The organism is [Clostridium] aminophilum DSM 10710 (assembly GCF_000711825.1).
GTDB classification, from domain to species: Bacteria; Bacillota; Clostridia; order Lachnospirales; family Lachnospiraceae; genus Clostridium_R; species Clostridium_R aminophilum.
This window is the reverse complement of the sequence record NZ_JONJ01000003.1, coordinates 29,935-46,589: the sequence shown is the minus strand read 5'-3', so window position 1 is coordinate 46,589 and position 16,655 is coordinate 29,935. Positions and strand designations below refer to the sequence as shown.

The window sequence follows — 16,655 nt, the reverse complement described above, 5'->3', positions numbered from 1 at the left end:
CTCCTTTTTATCTATCCGGGCCGATACTCCGGAAGCCTGTGTCTGAGCCCTTAAGGTCCTCAGATATTAATCGTCAGAAAATGCGACGCCCATAAACATATCACTTTTTCTTATTATACATCAACTGTTTTTTTTTAGAAATAAAAAACGTTATGTACCAGTCAAAAAATAAGATCAGTTATTTGATGAGCCGTCAGAAATAATCGATACATCGGAAAGTTTATAATCCGTGATATCGCCCTTTAATTTAATCGTCGGATCATCTCCGGTGAGGTTGATCGATTCAACGATACCGGTCTTGGATGATGCCTGTGTTCCGGTCAGTTCATCTCCCGGAATCGTCACCGTAACCTGCTTGCCGATCATGCTGAGTCCGTACGTCTGCTTGCTGAATGCAATCTGACTGTTGACCGAATCCGTCATGGCGGTCAGAGACTGTACCATCGCCATCTGCGACATCTGTGCCATCAGCTCGCTGTTGGACATCGGGCTGGTCATATCCTGATTTGCCAGCTGCGCTGCCAAAAGTTTAAAGTAACTCTGAATATTCAGCGTATTCTTGTCATTCTGTCCAACCGAGTAGGTGTTCTGCGAATATGCATCCGTTGATGAGCTGCTGACACCTGAAATTTCTGCCATTGGTCCTCCTTACATCAATCCGAGGCGCATTCTCGAGAGGAAACTGTCTGATTCCCTCGCATCGCCTTTCTGCGTCTGTTCCTGACGCCGCGCCTCCTGTTGCTGTCTGCCTTCTCCGCTTCCCTCGCGTTTCTCAGCTGCATCCCTGCCGGAATCTGACGTGCCCGCATGCGGCACATAGACCTGAGTATCATTGCCTGTTCTTCTGGTCAGGATGCTTCCCATGGACTCCGCACCACGGCTGAGAATATCGGCCGTTTTCGTGCTGCTCGCCGTCATGGTGATATGCGCTTCCTGTCCTTTATATTCAACCTCAATGGTGATTTTCCCGAGATTTCTCGGATTCAGTTCCAGAATCATACGTCCGTCATTCGACGGCATATGTTTCGCCATGAAACCGCTCACATCATCCACAAGGCTGTCATCGGTTGTTTCAAATTCATAGGTCGGCACCTGCCGCACCGCAGCCGCCCCCGGAGCTTCTGCCGGCTGTGCGGTTGCCTGAGTCTTCAGACCGTCTGCCGCGTTCATCGCCGCAGCATCCTCCGTTGAATATCCGTTCCGCACGGCATCCCTTCCTCGTGAGGCGTAATCATACGGTTCCGGTTTTTTCATACCGCCGGCGCCGGTCGCCTCCGAAGCAGGTCCGTTACCGGTTCCGCCGCTCTTCGCAGGTCCCTCTGCCGGTCTCGGGGTGAGGATTTTCTCTTCTCCCGTGTTCTTTGCCTTTGCAAGAAGTTCCGGATCCGAAGCCGGTCCGGTCGGTTCCTTTTTACCGGAGGAGGCAGTATTTTCTGCCGTCTTCACCGGCCCGCCGGATTCCTCTGTAAATTTTGACAGAGCACCTTCCTCAAGAACAGTCTCAGCAATCTCCGAGAGTTTTCCGTCCTCTGCACCGTCCTCCGGAATCGCGGACGCAACGGCCAGTTCCGGTTTGCCGGTTCCGGTCAGTTCCGCCGGTTTTTCCGGAACCACCTGTGCATTCATCATTGAGGACAAAATGCTGAGTTCTGTCTCCGCCTTTGTGAGGATTTCCTTCTCGTCATCCTTCTTGTCCGCAGTCGCGGCCTTTGCAGAATTCTTCTCGATGCCCGAAACTTCCCGGTTTGTATCGTTGTCGTTTCTGTCGTTTTTTGTGCTTCGATGATCCGCAGACGTCCTGGTGCCGTTCTCCGCAGTTTTCGACTCACTCTGAAGGATCTCACTGAACGCAGCAGAAGCAGATGTCGGCCCTGTGCCGCCGTCTGCTTTTGCCACTGTTCTTACTGTTGTATCTGACCTTTCAATCCCTCTGGTCACCATTGCCATTTTCCATTTCCTTCCTTTTTCCGCATTCTGTGATCAGGATGCATTGTCACGGGTTTTTGACTGGTAACTGACAAATTCATCAATAAAGTTTTCCTGGTCTTTTTGTACCTGTATATGGTACTCTTCTCTTCTTTTTTCTTTCAGTTTCTCAAACTTGGAAACGTCAATGTTGGCCGCGACGACTTCTTCTTTCTTTTTTGCCGCAAAATCTTCCAGTCTGGCCAGTCTCTCCTGTTCCTTCCGTATCTGTTCTTCAATTCTGCCGATCATGCTGCTGTAGAGAAGGAACCGTTCGATGGAAGCGCCCTCATGTTTCACCGCGTCAAATTCATCCAAAAGATCAGAGGATTTCTTCTGCAGCTGTGCAATGAAGTTCTTCTTGTCATTGACAAGCTTCATGCGCTCCGCATATTCTCCCTTCAACTTATCCAGCACGCCATTTTCATATTCCAGAACTGACTGAAGACTATAATGAAATTGCTTCATACGATACCTCTTTTCATCCTAAAACCGCCTTCATACGTTTTACAGTTTCATCATATGTGAATGACTCATTCGTTCCCTGCATCAGAAATTCATTGATGGCAGGATACTTTTCCACCGCTTCATCCAAAGCGGCATTTGTGCCTTTTTTATATGCTCCAATGGCAATCAGATCGGCATTCTTCTGATAGAGTCCAATGATGTTTCGCATCCTTGACGCGAGTTTCCGGTGGTCTGGTTCAACAATTTCCACCATAAGACGCGATACACTGGCGCCGATATTGATCGCCGGATAATGGTTTTCTGCTGCCAATGCCCTCGATAGAACGATATGTCCGTCCAGAATTCCCCGGACAGTATCGGCGATCGGTTCGTTCGTATCATCACCTTCGACGAGCACGGTATATACTCCTGTAATCGAACCTTTGTTAAACTGTCCCGCTCTTTCCAGAAGTCTTGGAAACTCCGCGTAAATCGACGGGGTGTATCCCCTTGCGATCGGCGGTTCTCCGGTTGCAAGACCGATCTCTCTCTGAGCCATGGCATATCGGGTCAGAGAATCCATCATCAGAAGTACATCCAAGCCCTGATCCCGGAAATACTCTGCAATCGTTGTGGCAACCAGCGGGCATTTCAGTCTGAGCATGGCGGGCTGATCGGATGTTGCAATAATCAGTACCGACCGTTTCATTCCTTCCGGTCCAAGATCCCTCTCGGCGAATTCCAGTACCTCTCGGCCTCGCTCTCCAACAAGAGCAATTACATTGATGTCGGCTGTAATATTCTTGGCAATCATGCCCATCAGAGTACTCTTTCCGACACCGGAACCGGCAAAAATTCCGATTCTCTGGCCCTTACCGACGGTATTCAATCCGTCGATGGCCTTAATTCCGAAATTCAGTCTGGAACGGATCGGCGGTCGGTCGAGCGGGTTGGTATATCCGCTGTTTACGGTATACTTCTCCGCATATTCCGGAAAAGCCGGCCCTCCATCCATGGGTTCTCCCATGGCATTGATGATGCGACCCTTGAGAAAATTGCCTACGGGAATCCGAAGGCGATGTCTGGTGTTCCTGACGAAACTGCCGGACGTAATACCCGAAGTGGCCTCATACGTCATCAGCTGAATGCGGTCTCCTTTGAATCCGACAACCTCCAGAGGAACATCATGGTCCATCTCTTCATTATGGACCAGACAGATATCGCCGATACTCGCCTTACATCCGGACGCTTCCATCGCCATTCCGACGATGTTCTCGATCTTGCCGATATGTCCGACTGTCTCTGTTTTCTCAACGACATCTCTGAGATTTTGAAACATGTACATCCCCTCCTCTATCTTTCGGCCATGTCCCTACTCCCAGAACCCAGGCGGAACCGCCCTATGCCATCCGGCTTTCCGGTTCCACGCAGGTCAGCAAAGCAAAAGATTTTCACTCTCAAAAACGAAACACCGGTGAAATTCCCTACTATCTCACCGGTTCCGATCAGCGCGGCTGATCTTCTTCCGCCCTGTACGCATCGTGATGTTACATCAACGATCTCTTTTACTTTTACAATTAAAATTCTATCATAAAAATCATAAGCTATCAACCGTTATTTTCCCGAACTTTGATTACTTTATGATTGTTTGTAATTAAATTCATCTACGCAATCTATGTATTTTAATCTTTTTCTGTTTTAAAACAAGTCCTCCTCATCCTCACTATATCTTTCGGCGCAATCTTTCATCATCATAAGCTGATTCCAGACATTTTTATGATTTCTTTACAAAACATCCATTTTTCGTCGTTTTGTGTCAATAAATGTTGTTTTAGTATCAATGTCTTAAACTATAATTACCATTATCTTTCTTTTTGTTTATTTTTACTTGATGTACTCTTAGCATTTTTATTTTTACTATTTTGACATCTTTTACTTGCTTGTATATGTTTTCTGTTTATTCTGTATTTTTTTGATTGTCAACTTATTATAATTTGTTCCCATTAAATCCGATGGTTTTTTATCAAAATTTAATCCCCATAATTCCAGAGGGAATCATGGGGATTTTGTCGTCATTATTCAAACTGTGAATTGGAAAAATCATTGGCGTCATTATCGCCGTCTTCATCGTACGGAACGCCTGCAAGCTCATCCCGGATATTTTCCAGCTGCGTCTTCACACCGATATCGATCATCTCATTCGGTGTCTCGATGACACAGTAGCCGGTATCTTCCTTGTTCAGCACGACAAATTTAATGTTGTCCGAAATCCGCTGAAGATCATCCGCCACATCATGGTCGACTTCGAGAAGCCGGTTATAGTCGTGACGGTCGATATAAATCTTGATCCATTCGGAGTGTTTCAGTTCCTCTGCCTCCGACAGGATCATTTTCTTAATAACCTCTCCGCTCGATTCCAGACTGATCCGGACAACTTTCTCCGCTACCGTAAGCGCGATATCGCGAAGCTCGTCCAGATACCGGTGAAACGCCTTCTTGCGGTTCTTCTGAATCTCTTCAACCGCATTCGCCACTTCTTCCTGAAGAGACTGCAGTTTCTGCGCAAACTGACTCTCAGCCAGCTGAACCGCCGACTCTTCTCCGTCCTGCATTCCCTGCCGGTATCCTTCATTGTATCCGCGGTTAAACGCTTCCTTACGGATATCTTTTGCCTCCCGGTCCGCCTGTTGGAGAAGTTTATCACATTTCTCCATGGCTTCACGGATCATCTTTGCGCGGATCACCTCAAGATCGTTGCTCATCTGCCCCTGGGTGGCGGTCATCATCGGACGGGGATTCGCCGGTTCATCGCTCCCGCTGAATCCGGAAGCATCTTCCGGCGAAAACTTCTTGACGCTCAGCGAGCCGGAAATAGCCGGATTCGGAGTCTCCTCATGTTTTTCTTTGTACTCATCCGGCGGAATGAACCGCTGAATATCAATTGCGGTTCCCGCTTTGATGACTCTCCTGTTTTTAAACGATGATTGTATCCTCGTCACCTCCCTTATTGATGATTACCTCACCCTGGGCCTCCAGTTTACGAATAAGGTTAACGATTCTCTGCTGTGCTTCCTCAACGTCTTTCAGTCGGACATTGGACTTCGTCTCCATATCGTCACGCACAGACTCGGCCATACGTTTCGACATGTTGTTGAAGAAGATCTCCTTCATCTCCTCGGAAGCAGTCTTCAGAGCAAATACAACATCCTTCTCGTCGCAATCGCGGATAAATCTCTGTACCGAACGATCGTCGAGAGTAAGGATATCTTCGAATACGAACATCTTGTCCTTGATCTCGCTGGACAGATCCGGATTCGAAACATCGAGTTCGTCGAAGATCTTCTTCTCGGAACTGCGGTCGATGTGGTTCATGACATCAGCCACATAATCGATACCGCCAAGGCTCATGTTGTCCTCACTGGTGATGATGGTCGAGAACTTGCGCTTCATCTCCGCCTCAACGATCGCAATCGCTTCCGGCGAAACACGGTCCATGTTTGCCATCGCAATAACGGTCGGAATTCTCTTCTCTTCCGGAAGGTTCTCAAGAACCGATGCAGACTGCGCCACCTCCATATAGGACATGATCAGCGCAATGACCTGCGGACGTTCCGGAGCCAGAAGGCTCAGAAGCGCTTTCGGATCACCCTTGGAGAAGAAATTGAACGGTTTCGAAGCAAGTGTCTTCGATACCTTATCCAAAAGGTTCTTCGCCGTGGACTCACCGAATGCTTTTTCCAGGACGACTTTCGCATAATCCATGCCGCCGTCCGTCATCATTTTATGCGCAAGACAAAGCTTGTAGAACTCGTCGAGCGTACTTTCCACCTGACTGTTGGTGGTTTTTCCGATCCGGGCAACCTCGTAAGTGAGGTCCTCGATCTCCGGCTCGCTCAGATACTTATAAAGCTGCGAAGCTCTATCCGCTCCCATCGCCACCACGACAAGAGCTGCTTTCTGCTTCGGAGAAAGTTTTCTGAACGAAGCTGTATCCTCCGGAATGGAAGGCTGTGATGCCCCAATACCGGCTCCCTGCGTGTTTTTATCTTCTGCCGCGTTTGCCTCTGCCACCTAAATCATCCTCTTCTCTAATCCAGCTCTGAATAAGTTTCGCTACTACCTGCGGGTTATCATCAACAAATGCACCGATGCTTTCTTTCAGCTTCATACCGTGCTGCATTGTCTGGTTGGTATCCTGCTCTCCTTCGAGTTCAAGATTATTCTTCTCCGCTTCCGCTGCCGCAGCTGCTTCTGCTGCCGCCTGTGCTTCTGCTTCCGCTGCCGCTGCCGCCTCAAGGGCTTTCCTCTTCTTCGCACGTCTGCGGAAGATAATCATCAGAATGATCAGAAGGAGAAGAAGTACTCCGGCTGCAATCATGATAATGATAGCAATGGTCGGAACCTCCTTTTCAGCCTCATTTCCGGTCTCGTCCTGCTGCTGCTCTTCATCCAGGGCATTTGCCGCGCGGACGATCGTGATTTTTTCTGCCGCCACGTCACGGGTGATGCCGGCCGCATCTGCGACAAGATTGATCAGGTTTGCTTCCGGAACAGTCGTATCATTGGTATTGATAACCACCGCCACCGATGTATCGGTCAGCACGCCCGGCGAGATCTCTTTCTGCTCCTTCAGTACATTGAAGAGCCAATCTCTTGTCGCACTGGAATTGCTGTACATATCGGTTGTGGTATTCGTGCCGTTCTGGTTGACATACCGCGGCGTATCCGCATTCGAATCCGTCCCGGCCACACCGCCGGCGCCCTGATCACTCGTTCCGGAGTTCTCCCCGGCCGTCTCCTCATGATGAAGAAGACCGTTCTTGTCATTCTGGTCGATCTTTTCCGGAACCGTATACTGCGTCGTTTCCTGAACCAGCTTGGTCATGTCCAGTTTTCCCTTAACCGAAACGGCGAGATTCTCCGGACCGTAAAGCTTGCTCAGTACTCTGCGGACGTTGGCCGCAATATTGTTCTCCACTTCGGCTTCCAGCTGGGAAATGCTCACGCCTCCCTTTCCTTCCGCATCGGAAGAAGATCCGACCTCCGTCATGGTTGCCGCATCAAACACGGAAACGTTCGTGAAGTTAATTCCTTTTACCGATCTTGAGATCAGGTTTCGAATCGCATCGGCGTTGTTCTGATCCATCTTTTTGTCCGGAAGCATGGTGACCACAACAGATGCGGACGCATCGATCGAATCACCTTTATCCAGCGCAAAATCACTGTTGCTTCCCTGAGCAATGGTAACCTTTGCATCCTGAACACCGTCAAACAGGCGGATCGTCGATCCCAGTCGATCCTGAAGATCATACAGTGTATACTGTTTCTTATCCGACTCGGTGGTCATGAGACCGGCGTGGCCAATGTACATATCATAGGAAAATCCGCTCTTCGGATATCCCTTGCTGAGCAGCTTGACTCTGGTCTGTTCGGCCACTTCGGCCGGAACCTCGATGGTTCCGGTTCCCGCCTCATAGGTATACTCCGTTCCTTCTTCCTGCAGAAGGGCCGCCACCTGCTGTGCCTCGTCTCTGCTGAGACCGGTAAACAGCTTGCTGTAGCCGGCATTTTTATTCAAAACGTTCAGATAAATGATCAGCCCGGCCGCGATCAGAACTGTCGCTGCGACGATCGACGCAAGGGTGATCTTTTTCTTTTTCGACATGGCTTCCCATGCCTCTTTAAACTTATTCATCAAGTTGCTTCTCCCCAGAAATACCCCTAATCATGAGTTCGTTACAGATTGATCTTAACGAGTTCGTTGTATCCCTCTATAACCTTATTGCGCAATGTGATCATGAGATCCAGGCTTACCGCCGCCTTTGCCTCCGCAATCGGCAGCGAATGTGCATCATCCAGCTGACCTGTCGCAAGCAGATACTGCTTATTCTCGACATCAGCCTGCGTCTGTTTGACATTTTCCGCGGTACTCCGCAGGATGTCCCCAAAGAGCTGTGCTCCCTCGGTTTCTTTTTTTGCTTCAGGCTGCTCGAGCATCTTGCTGATGCTCTTCATTGGTGTAATAAACTGTGTCGATTCTACATTCATCCCCGTCACCTCCTGAATAAAAAACCTGCCCCCATCTTATACAATCTTATAATAACAGAAAGACACGCTTCATTCATTAGTTTTATGATAAAATGTGTTATTTATCCCTGATTATCGGCTTCCCGTTCCCTAAACCGGGAAAGTCAGTACTTTCTCTTCACGCAAAATACCCCGGACGACAGCAATGCTGCCGCTCTGGGGGTAAATTGCAGGTATCCGCCGGAGTTCTCTCCACCGGAATTGTCATTACAAATTAATAGGAGATCTTTGCCACCATGTTCTTCAGAACTCCTGCGTGATCATTCAGTTCCTGGCTGGAAGCGGAACTCTCTTCCGCTGTAGCACTGTTCTGCTGAACAACCTGGGAAATCTGCTCCAGTCCGGTTGTGATCTCGGCAATGGTGGAAGCTTCTTTCTGCATATCTTCCGCAATCTTCGCCACAAGTTCCTTGCTCTTGATCGAATTATCCTTGACCTGTGTGAGAGACTCTGCCGCAGCAGTAACCATGGAAGATCCGTTGCGAATTGCTTCGATCGCAGCCGCAATCAGGGTTGATGTCTCAGAAGCGGCATCCGCAGACTTTCCTGCGAGGTTGCGGACTTCATCCGCAACAACCGCGAATCCCTTGCCGGCCTCACCTGCTCTTGCAGCCTCAACTGCTGCATTCAGAGCAAGAATATTGGTCTGGAATGCGATGTCATCAATCGCCTTGATGATATTCTCGATCTGATTGGACTTGATCTCAATCTCGTGCATCGCATCCTGTACGCGATCCATCTGCTCATTCTCTTCATTGATATTCTCGGCAACACTTGCGGAGAATTCCTCTACGTTGCGGGCAGCAACCGCACTCTCTTTCACTTTATCATTCAGGTTGGTAACCGTTGCAGTGAGCTCCTCCAGTGTGGAAGCCTGCTCGGTTGCACCCTGGGAGAGGGCAACGGAACCGTTCGCGATCTGCTCGGATCCGCTCTCAACCTGTGCGGCAACTTCATTCATGCTGGCAAATACTTCACGGAGGTTATCCGAAATCTGTTCAAATCCCTGACGGATCGGTGCGGAATCTCCGACGAAGATATCCGGATTCTCAAGCTGAGCGGCAAAGTTTCCTTCGCTCATCTCCGTGAGCATACGGCTTGTCTCCGCGACAATACCGCGGTTGAAATCAATCATGCGCTTCACACTGCGCTTCATCTGACCGAGCTCATCCTTGGAAGCCTTGGAGTCATCGATGACAATGTCGTAATGGCCCTCGGCCATCTGCTTCATGGCATCATTTGCCTCAAGGATATTTTCCGTGATGCTCTTCTCTAAAAGAATAAACACGGTAATGCTGAATCCCATGGCAAGGATGAAGCATATCGCCATCAGAATCAGGGAACCTACGCGGAGCGTCGCAGCACTTCGAAGAGTCGCCTCTGCAGACGCGTCAGCCTGCTTTCCCAGCGCATCCAGGGTATTGGCAAAATTCTCGGATGTTTTATTGTTAAATCCATCCTGATAGAAACGTGCCGCCTCGTCAGAGTTACCGGACGATACCATCTCAATGATCTTCATGGCGTCTGTCTTCATCGCAGTCAGACTTGTGAGCGCTGCATTTGCATCACTGTCATTTTTCAGAAGTTCGCCGAGTTTTTTGACATTTGCCTCCATCTCCGGGAAACGCTTGTCAAAATCAGCTTTCTGATCCGCAGCCGGATTCGCCTTGGAATCCAGAATGGTGAGCAGAAGTCTCTTATTGATGGTCTGAATATCCCTGCGCACCGTCAGCTGCGTCTCCATCGCAACATAGTCGCGATCGGAAAACTCGACCATCATGGATCCCATACGGATAAATGAGAAAAATGCAATTCCCACCGCAATGATAAGCATAACTGCCATCGCCGCAAGAGTTGTATTAAACTTTGTTCTGAGTTTTAGGTCTCTGAAATTCATACTCTCTACTTCCTTTCAGGCCAGAAAAACATGGCCAAGATATTATTTATTCCAATAATGATTCAGACATAATATCGGCATAACATGTGATTTTTATTAGCATCATTTTGTCCTTTTCCGAAGACATTTCCGATACTTCCCCATGTTTTGCCCGGCGTCCGGTTCTAATTCATCACAAATCTTCCGTAAGCATACGGATGACGGTAATCATACCGGCTCACTTTCACGCCGCTTTTTGCGCTTGCCGCGTGGCAAATCAATCCGTTTCCGATATAGATCGCCACATGATTGATGTAATCATCTTTTGCGTAAAAAATCAGATCTCCCGGCATGACCTCCGATGCGTACAGATAAATGCAGTTCCGGTACTGATCCCTTGACGTCCGCCCCGTTGCAATGCCGAAGTGCCCGAAAATCTGCTGGACAAACCCGGAGCAGTCGACGCCATTGTCCAGCGACGTTCCCCCCCACACATAGGGCTTTCCGACAAACTGGATGGCATATTCCACCAGTTTCTGCCGGGCCTCCGTCGTGTATTCTTCTTCATTGGCATACTCATATGCATAAGGCTTGTAGTACCGCGGCTGCAGGCTCGGCGACGTATAATTATAGTAATTGTATGCGCTGTAATACTGCCCCGAACTGTCATAATCATATGCGCCGGATCCGTAAAGCGCCGCCTCGGCCCGAATGACGCCGAAAAAGCTCGCCGATACGCCCTGATTGATCAAAAAAGAAAGGGGCAATGCTGCAGCCAGCACGGCCCACTTCTTCCACATGGTCATTCTCCGTAATGATTTAACGTCTCTCATCTGCGTCCAATCCCCTCGAATGAAATGCTATATCGTTTTACGTCATGATTACCAGATTCGAACATTCACGGCTGCTGAGATCGTAGACATTTCCCGATGCAAGCCCGACCACCACCGGTCTGAGGGAAAGATTCGGGTTGTTGCGTACCACCTGAGCGACTTCTCCGTTGGAAAGCATAACCTGCGAATCCACCGGATAGAGAATAATCGCGGACAGGAATGCCTGCAGGATATCCATATCCAGCTTGTCCGTCATGGACATCAGAATGGCAATCGCATCTTTGTTGGAATATCCTTTTTTGTACGGACGCTCGGTCACTAACGCATCGTAGATATCCGCCACCGCAATCACCTTCGCATACGGATGAATCTGACTTACCGTGGCGCCGAACGGATATCCGGACCCGTCGATCTTTTCATGATGCTGAAGGATACCGAGCGCAATCGCAGGGGAAACCTCCCGGTTGTCCTTTACCAGCTCGTAGCCCAGAAGACTGTGCCCCTTCAGAATCTGAAATTCTTCATCCGTAAGCCGTTCCGCTTTGTTCAGAAGCTCGTTCGGTATTTTGGTTTTGCCGATGTCGTGAAGCAGCCCCGCTTCTCCGACTTCTATGATCTGATGTCGTTTCCAGCCTCTTCTTCTCGCAATAACCATCGAAATGGTCGCGACATCGACGCTGTGTTTGAATGTGTATTCATCGCTGGTCTGAAGTTCGGAAATATTAATTGCAATTGCATTGTTTTTCTCAATTGCACGCAGAAGATCCTCCGACATGACGGTTGCGGCATGCGCGAGTTCATGTTCGGTCGGTCCGGCATAAATATATTGAATCCCCTTCGATACTCTCGCACGAAAGTTCTCCTGAAACGTAACCTTCGCCTGATCCGGCTCTCTCAGAAGCTTGATCGTATTCCGAATCGAAGGTGCAATGGTCTCCGCTTTTTTATCCGGCTCCTCGTGAACCTGAATCGTCAGCTCTTCAAAACCATATTCTTTTAAATGCTGGATAATATAAGCGTTGAGCGTCATTCCCCGCTCGACCAGATGCCTTCCCAGGCGATCCTCCACAGATTTTCCGATTATCATTCCGGGGGTCACCTGATCGATCGGCATCGTTTCGCAATAATACATAAGCACCCCTGCACTCTCACCATTTATCTTCCTGCCGCCCACTTACATTCACCCATGAATAGCGACAACAAACTATTTTACCATAAAAGTACATATTTGAGGCCGGTGATCGGCAAAAAATATTTAATCTTCCGCCACTCCATCGTCAGTATATCGACCGCACTGCACTCAATGATAAGTCAATACAGCTATTGTACTATGTTTTTGCCGGGATGTAAAAAAGATATAAATAATATTTCTCACAGGCCCACTCACAGTTATGATTGTACATTTTGCGCCGAAAGGAATAAGGAAAAGAGGAATTTTATCATTTGGAAGGAGCCAGCTACGGAACTATGAAAAAGCGATCAAGAAGATCTTTGATCCTGCTCAGTGCCGCCGCTATCTGTCTCGCCTCTCCCGCAACGATTCGCGCAGATGAGACAGAAGCCGCGACAGAACAGGAAGCTGAATCCGCAGAAAATGCAGAAGAGTCCGAAGAGGACACAGCGGAAAGCGGCGAGGCGGAAGGCGGTGAAGCCGCAACAGAAGAAGCCAGCAAGGAACCGCCGGTCGACTACTATATTCAGGTTGCCGCACCGGACGGTCTGCAGATTCATCAGGATGCATCTGCTCTCAGCCCTCTCAGCATCAGCATTGCAGTTCCGTCGGGAACATTGCTCCATATTACCGGTGAAGTCACAGAGCCCAACGGCGTTGTCTGGGGATATACCTCATACGCGGATCTGAAGGGCGGATACGTCAATCTCTCGGCAGGAACGGCGAAAGTCAGCATCAGTTCCGCACGCGAGGAGGCCGAACGTCTTCGCCAGAACGGAAGCTGGGGCAATCAATTTGTGAAAGTCGATGGCGCCGGTACACCGATCACCTTCAACAATGTATCCAAAGAAGAGATGGATGCCGCAGAGGCCGCCAGCCACACCAGAGCTGCAAATTCAAAAACCTCTGATGAGGCCGACAGTGAGAGCAGCGCGGAAGATGAAAGCGCGGAGGCTGAAACCGACGAAAACGGGAATCCGGTAGATAACGGAACCAACGACGATACCGTACAGATCACGAACAGTGACGGAACAAGCGCTACCGCATCCGGATCGGAAAAGAGCGGCGGCGGATTCTCGATTCTCTCCTACGCGTTAGGTTCTCTGACCATCATTCTGCTGGAGGCTGTCGTTGCAGGACTTCTCATCGTTTCCAAGAAAGTCCGCATCCGCAAGAAGCCGTCATCGGAAGGTGATGACGGAGGCGGTAAGGGCGCCGGCGGAAAGAAAGCGAAGAAGAAAGGCAAAAAGCAGGAAAACGATTCCGATGAGGAAGACGGATCCGGCAAGAAGAAAAAGAAAAAAGGCAAACTCAAAATCAAATTACCGAAACTTCCGATTGGCAAAAAGAAAAAGAAAAAAGGCCAGGAAGACGAAGAAGGATAATATTTCAGCCGCTGCAGATTCTGCAGCGGCTGTTTTTGTGCCATAGAATCGTTAGACGGGATGCTCATGGCGCAGAACCCCCCGGCGCGGAAACGTCGGGGGTTCTTTATATCCAAGTGAAATAGCGTGCTGCGGCTGGTCTTTTCGAGCTTAGTGCGTGCCATGGAAATTCACTTAGCGAGGTCTTTTCGAGCTTAGTGAATTTGCTTACAGCGGCGTGCGCATCCCGCGGAGCGTCTTTATGTCTGGATAGATTTCAAAGAAATCTATCCAGACATAAAGAGACAGCCGCTGTGCTTTAGGGTAGCACATAAAACGCGGCTGTCTTCTGGGGATGTTTATGTAAAACGAATTCGCTTTACTTAATACTTATCGGCTCCATTTGTCTGGGTATAAGATTCATCCCATAAATTTTTGCCGTCAAGCTCATGAAAATCAAGATTATCGTAATCGATATCATCAACCGGAGCCGGAGTCATAACCGGAGCCGGTTTCGGTGCCGGAGTAGGCTTACTTGCCGGCTTGGAGAAACTGCTGGTCTTCGGTGCGCTGGAGGAAGAGGTAAAGCTGCTCTTCGGCGCAAAACTTGAAGTGCTCTTGAAGCTGTCTGTCTTCGGCGCAGACTCAGCCTGCTCCGGTGACGGACTCATGTCGATCGTCTTTGCAGCCGGCTTCTTGGAAAAGCTTCCGGAACCTGTCTTCAGCGTGAATCTGGAAACCAGTCCGTTCATGATATTTGCCTGGCTGGAGAGCTCCTCGGATGCCGCTGCGCTCTCTTCCGCTGTCGCAGAGTTGGTCTGTACGACAGAGGAGATCTGGTCGATACCGAGAGATACCTGGGATACACCCTTCGCCTGCTCATTCGATGCCTCGGAAATCTCCTCGACAAGCGATGTGATCTGACGGGAGCTTTCTGCTACAGAATCAAGAGATTCCGCGGTTTCTCTGGTGATCTCGCCACCGCGGTGAACGGATTCTACCGTCTGCTCAATGAGGACCGCAGTATTCTGTGCAGCCTCCTGAGACTTCTTCGCAAGGTTTCCAACCTCATCTGCAACAACGGCAAAGCCCTTGCCCGCAGATCCTGCGCGTGCAGCTTCGATCGCCGCATTCAGGGAAAGGATATTGGTCTGGAACGCAATGTCATCGATGGTCTTGATAATCTTGCCGATCTCTTCCGACTTCTGAATGATGTCGGCCATCGCATCGCTCATCTCGCCCATCTTCGCGTTGCTGATCTCCATGGAACTGCCCGCTCTCTTGCTGAGTTCCATCGCATTCTTTGCCTTCTCGGCAGTCTCGCTGACCTTCGTGGAGATCTCGTTCATGGTCGCGGAAAGTTCCTCGACAGAGGACGCCTGCTCGGTTGCACCCTGTGCAAGAGCCTGTGCTCCGTCGGATACCTGCTCTGCTCCGTTGTTAACCTGTCCGGATGCAGACTTAATCTCTACCATGGTCTGGTTCAGATCATCGGTAATCGTGTTGAGGGCATCCAGAAGTGGAGCAAACTCACCGATATAAGTTCCGTTGTCATTCAGATCCAGCGCAAAATTTCCCTTTGCAACTTCGTTCAGCTTTTCATTCAGATCCGATACAATTCCGCGGATTCTGGTCACAACATCGCGCAGTGCGCTGATCGCTTTTCCGATCTCATCGTCGCGGTCATAGTTGAAATCAAGATTAAATACACCTCTCGATACATTCTCAGCCACATCGCTGATGGTGTTCAGCGGTTTCAGAGCCAAAGAAATAAACCGGTATGCCAGCACAATCAGGAGAATTACGATCACTGCCGATACGCAAAGGATAATGGTGCGCAGACGGGCCATGGTCGCATTGTACTCCGACAGCGGAAGTGCGGTCTGAACCCAAAAGGTAATTCTACCCATGTCAATCGGAGCGTAATATCTCATAACCGTTCCGGAACTGGAAGAGGTTGTGACATTAAATCTCTTTCCGGTCTTCAGTCCCTCGGATATCTTCGCAAAAGCATCCTCCGACACGGTATCCTTGAAGTCTTTACCGATAACGTTGGTATGTGTGGAGAAAAGAATGTTCATGTCCTCATTGATGACATTCGCATACATGGACGGATAGTTCTCATTCTCTGCTTCCAGCTTATCAAATACATTGGCGTCAATATCCATCATGACAATACCGGCGAACTTGCCGCTTGCATCATTAAACGGATAAAAAATTGTGAACATCTTTACGCCGTTGGAATCTTCGTAAATCTTTGTGGTTCCGAAGTATTCGGTCTTCTGCGGAGTGGTATAATAATCTTTCTGGCTGTACTCGCTGTAGTCCAGATTCTCGACTGTTTTGTTGGCGTAATCATTGCGGTCCACATACAGGGCATATTTGGAAGAGCCTGCGGAAAACGCGTTCGGTTCAAAGAATACACCCATACCGTAAATGTAATTTTCGTCCGATGCGGAAATAACGGAATTCATGGTATTGATCATGATTTTTTCCGCTTCATAACGTCCTTCGGAAATCGGATCTCCGGTCACGCGGCTGGTAAATACGTGTCCGCCTTCTTCCGTCAGGTCAACATCCGGGGTCTCATACATCTCCTTCAGCGCATTCTTCATCTGCTGCCGGATACTGTTCGTCACCTCGATCACTGACCGGATGCGTACACCGTTTCCTTCCGAAATGCTGTACATTTCTGACTCGGTAATCCTTCCGATTGCGTTGGATGCAACCGTCGTTACGATCACTGTCATAACAATCAGGCAGACAAGAATGGTACCGCCGATTACCGCGGAGAGCCTTGCCCCGATTCCCATATTACGGAAACCGCCTTTCTGCTTTAAACTGCTGTGCTTCATTTTTTTCATATGATACACTCCTTAATAGTATGATCAAGTTTCCACACTTATTCATCG

General features: G+C 49.1%; 14 protein-coding genes. 1 reads left to right on the top strand and 13 read right to left on the bottom strand.

All coding sequences use genetic code 11. From position 1 onward, the window contains the following. Nucleotides 1-174: 174 nt before the first annotated feature. The 12 genes from BR86_RS0103685 to BR86_RS0103635 all read right to left on the bottom strand — a co-directional run bounded on the left by BR86_RS0103685 (nt 175) and on the right by BR86_RS0103635 (nt 12,340). The gene (locus BR86_RS0103685; RefSeq protein WP_031471647.1) at nt 175-639 is read right to left on the bottom strand and encodes a flagellar hook assembly protein FlgD; all 465 of its coding nucleotides are present in this window, start codon (nt 637-639) and stop codon (nt 175-177) included. 9 nt (nt 640-648) lie between these two features. Next, nucleotides 649-1,947, bottom strand: a complete 1,299-nt coding sequence (locus tag BR86_RS0103680; protein WP_031471646.1) for a flagellar hook-length control protein FliK — start codon at nt 1,945-1,947, stop codon at nt 649-651. A 33-nt stretch (nt 1,948-1,980) separates the two neighbouring features. Then, nucleotides 1,981-2,433 (bottom strand): flagellar export protein FliJ, encoded by a 453-nt coding sequence (locus BR86_RS0103675; RefSeq protein ID WP_031471645.1) that lies wholly within the window; start codon nt 2,431-2,433, stop codon nt 1,981-1,983. 13 nt (nt 2,434-2,446) lie between these two features. Further along, complete coding sequence (locus BR86_RS0103670) at nt 2,447-3,751, bottom strand: FliI/YscN family ATPase (protein WP_031471644.1); 1,305 nt, start codon at nt 3,749-3,751, stop codon at nt 2,447-2,449. Nucleotides 3,752-3,765: 14 nt separating this feature from the next. Continuing rightward, a complete protein-coding gene (locus BR86_RS15910) occupies nt 3,766-4,023 on the bottom strand; it encodes a hypothetical protein (protein WP_143099313.1) in 258 nt (85 codons plus the stop codon). A 464-nt stretch (nt 4,024-4,487) separates the two neighbouring features. Beyond that, nucleotides 4,488-5,411, bottom strand: coding sequence for a FliH/SctL family protein (locus BR86_RS15060; RefSeq protein ID WP_051684566.1), 924 nt, complete (start codon nt 5,409-5,411; stop codon nt 4,488-4,490). Next, nucleotides 5,386-6,435 carry a flagellar motor switch protein FliG gene (gene fliG, locus BR86_RS0103660; protein WP_031471642.1) on the bottom strand — a complete coding sequence of 350 codons (1,050 nt, stop codon included), beginning with the start codon at nt 6,433-6,435 and terminating at the stop codon, nt 5,386-5,388. Before fliG ends, BR86_RS15060 begins: the two co-directional genes overlap by 26 nt. A gap of 19 nt (nt 6,436-6,454) precedes the next feature. Continuing rightward, nucleotides 6,455-8,107 (bottom strand): flagellar basal-body MS-ring/collar protein FliF, encoded by a 1,653-nt coding sequence (gene fliF, locus BR86_RS0103655; protein ID WP_031471641.1) that lies wholly within the window; start codon nt 8,105-8,107, stop codon nt 6,455-6,457. A 41-nt stretch (nt 8,108-8,148) separates the two neighbouring features. Further along, nucleotides 8,149-8,460: a flagellar hook-basal body complex protein FliE gene (locus BR86_RS0103650; protein WP_031471640.1), complete on the bottom strand. Its 312-nt coding sequence runs from the start codon at nt 8,458-8,460 to the stop codon at nt 8,149-8,151. 253 nt (nt 8,461-8,713) lie between these two features. Beyond that, nucleotides 8,714-10,396 carry a methyl-accepting chemotaxis protein gene (locus BR86_RS0103645; protein ID WP_051684565.1) on the bottom strand — a complete coding sequence of 561 codons (1,683 nt, stop codon included), beginning with the start codon at nt 10,394-10,396 and terminating at the stop codon, nt 8,714-8,716. Between the two features lie 164 nt (nt 10,397-10,560). Then, entirely contained in the window at nt 10,561-11,175 is a 615-nt protein-coding gene (locus tag BR86_RS0103640) for a C40 family peptidase (protein ID WP_051684564.1), read from the bottom strand. A 70-nt stretch (nt 11,176-11,245) separates the two neighbouring features. Then, nucleotides 11,246-12,340, bottom strand: a complete 1,095-nt coding sequence (locus BR86_RS0103635; RefSeq protein ID WP_031471637.1) for an HD-GYP domain-containing protein — start codon at nt 12,338-12,340, stop codon at nt 11,246-11,248. A 335-nt stretch (nt 12,341-12,675) separates the two neighbouring features. On the opposite strand from BR86_RS0103635, the gene BR86_RS0103630 reads away from it, so the two are divergent. Continuing rightward, entirely contained in the window at nt 12,676-13,764 is a 1,089-nt protein-coding gene (locus BR86_RS0103630) for a hypothetical protein (RefSeq protein ID WP_031471636.1), read from the top strand. 362 nt (nt 13,765-14,126) lie between these two features. Here the strand turns inward: BR86_RS0103630 and BR86_RS0103625 are convergent, their stop codons facing one another. Beyond that, a complete protein-coding gene (locus tag BR86_RS0103625; RefSeq protein ID WP_051684563.1) occupies nt 14,127-16,607 on the bottom strand; it encodes a methyl-accepting chemotaxis protein in 2,481 nt (826 codons plus the stop codon). Nucleotides 16,608-16,655 lie beyond the last annotated feature (48 nt).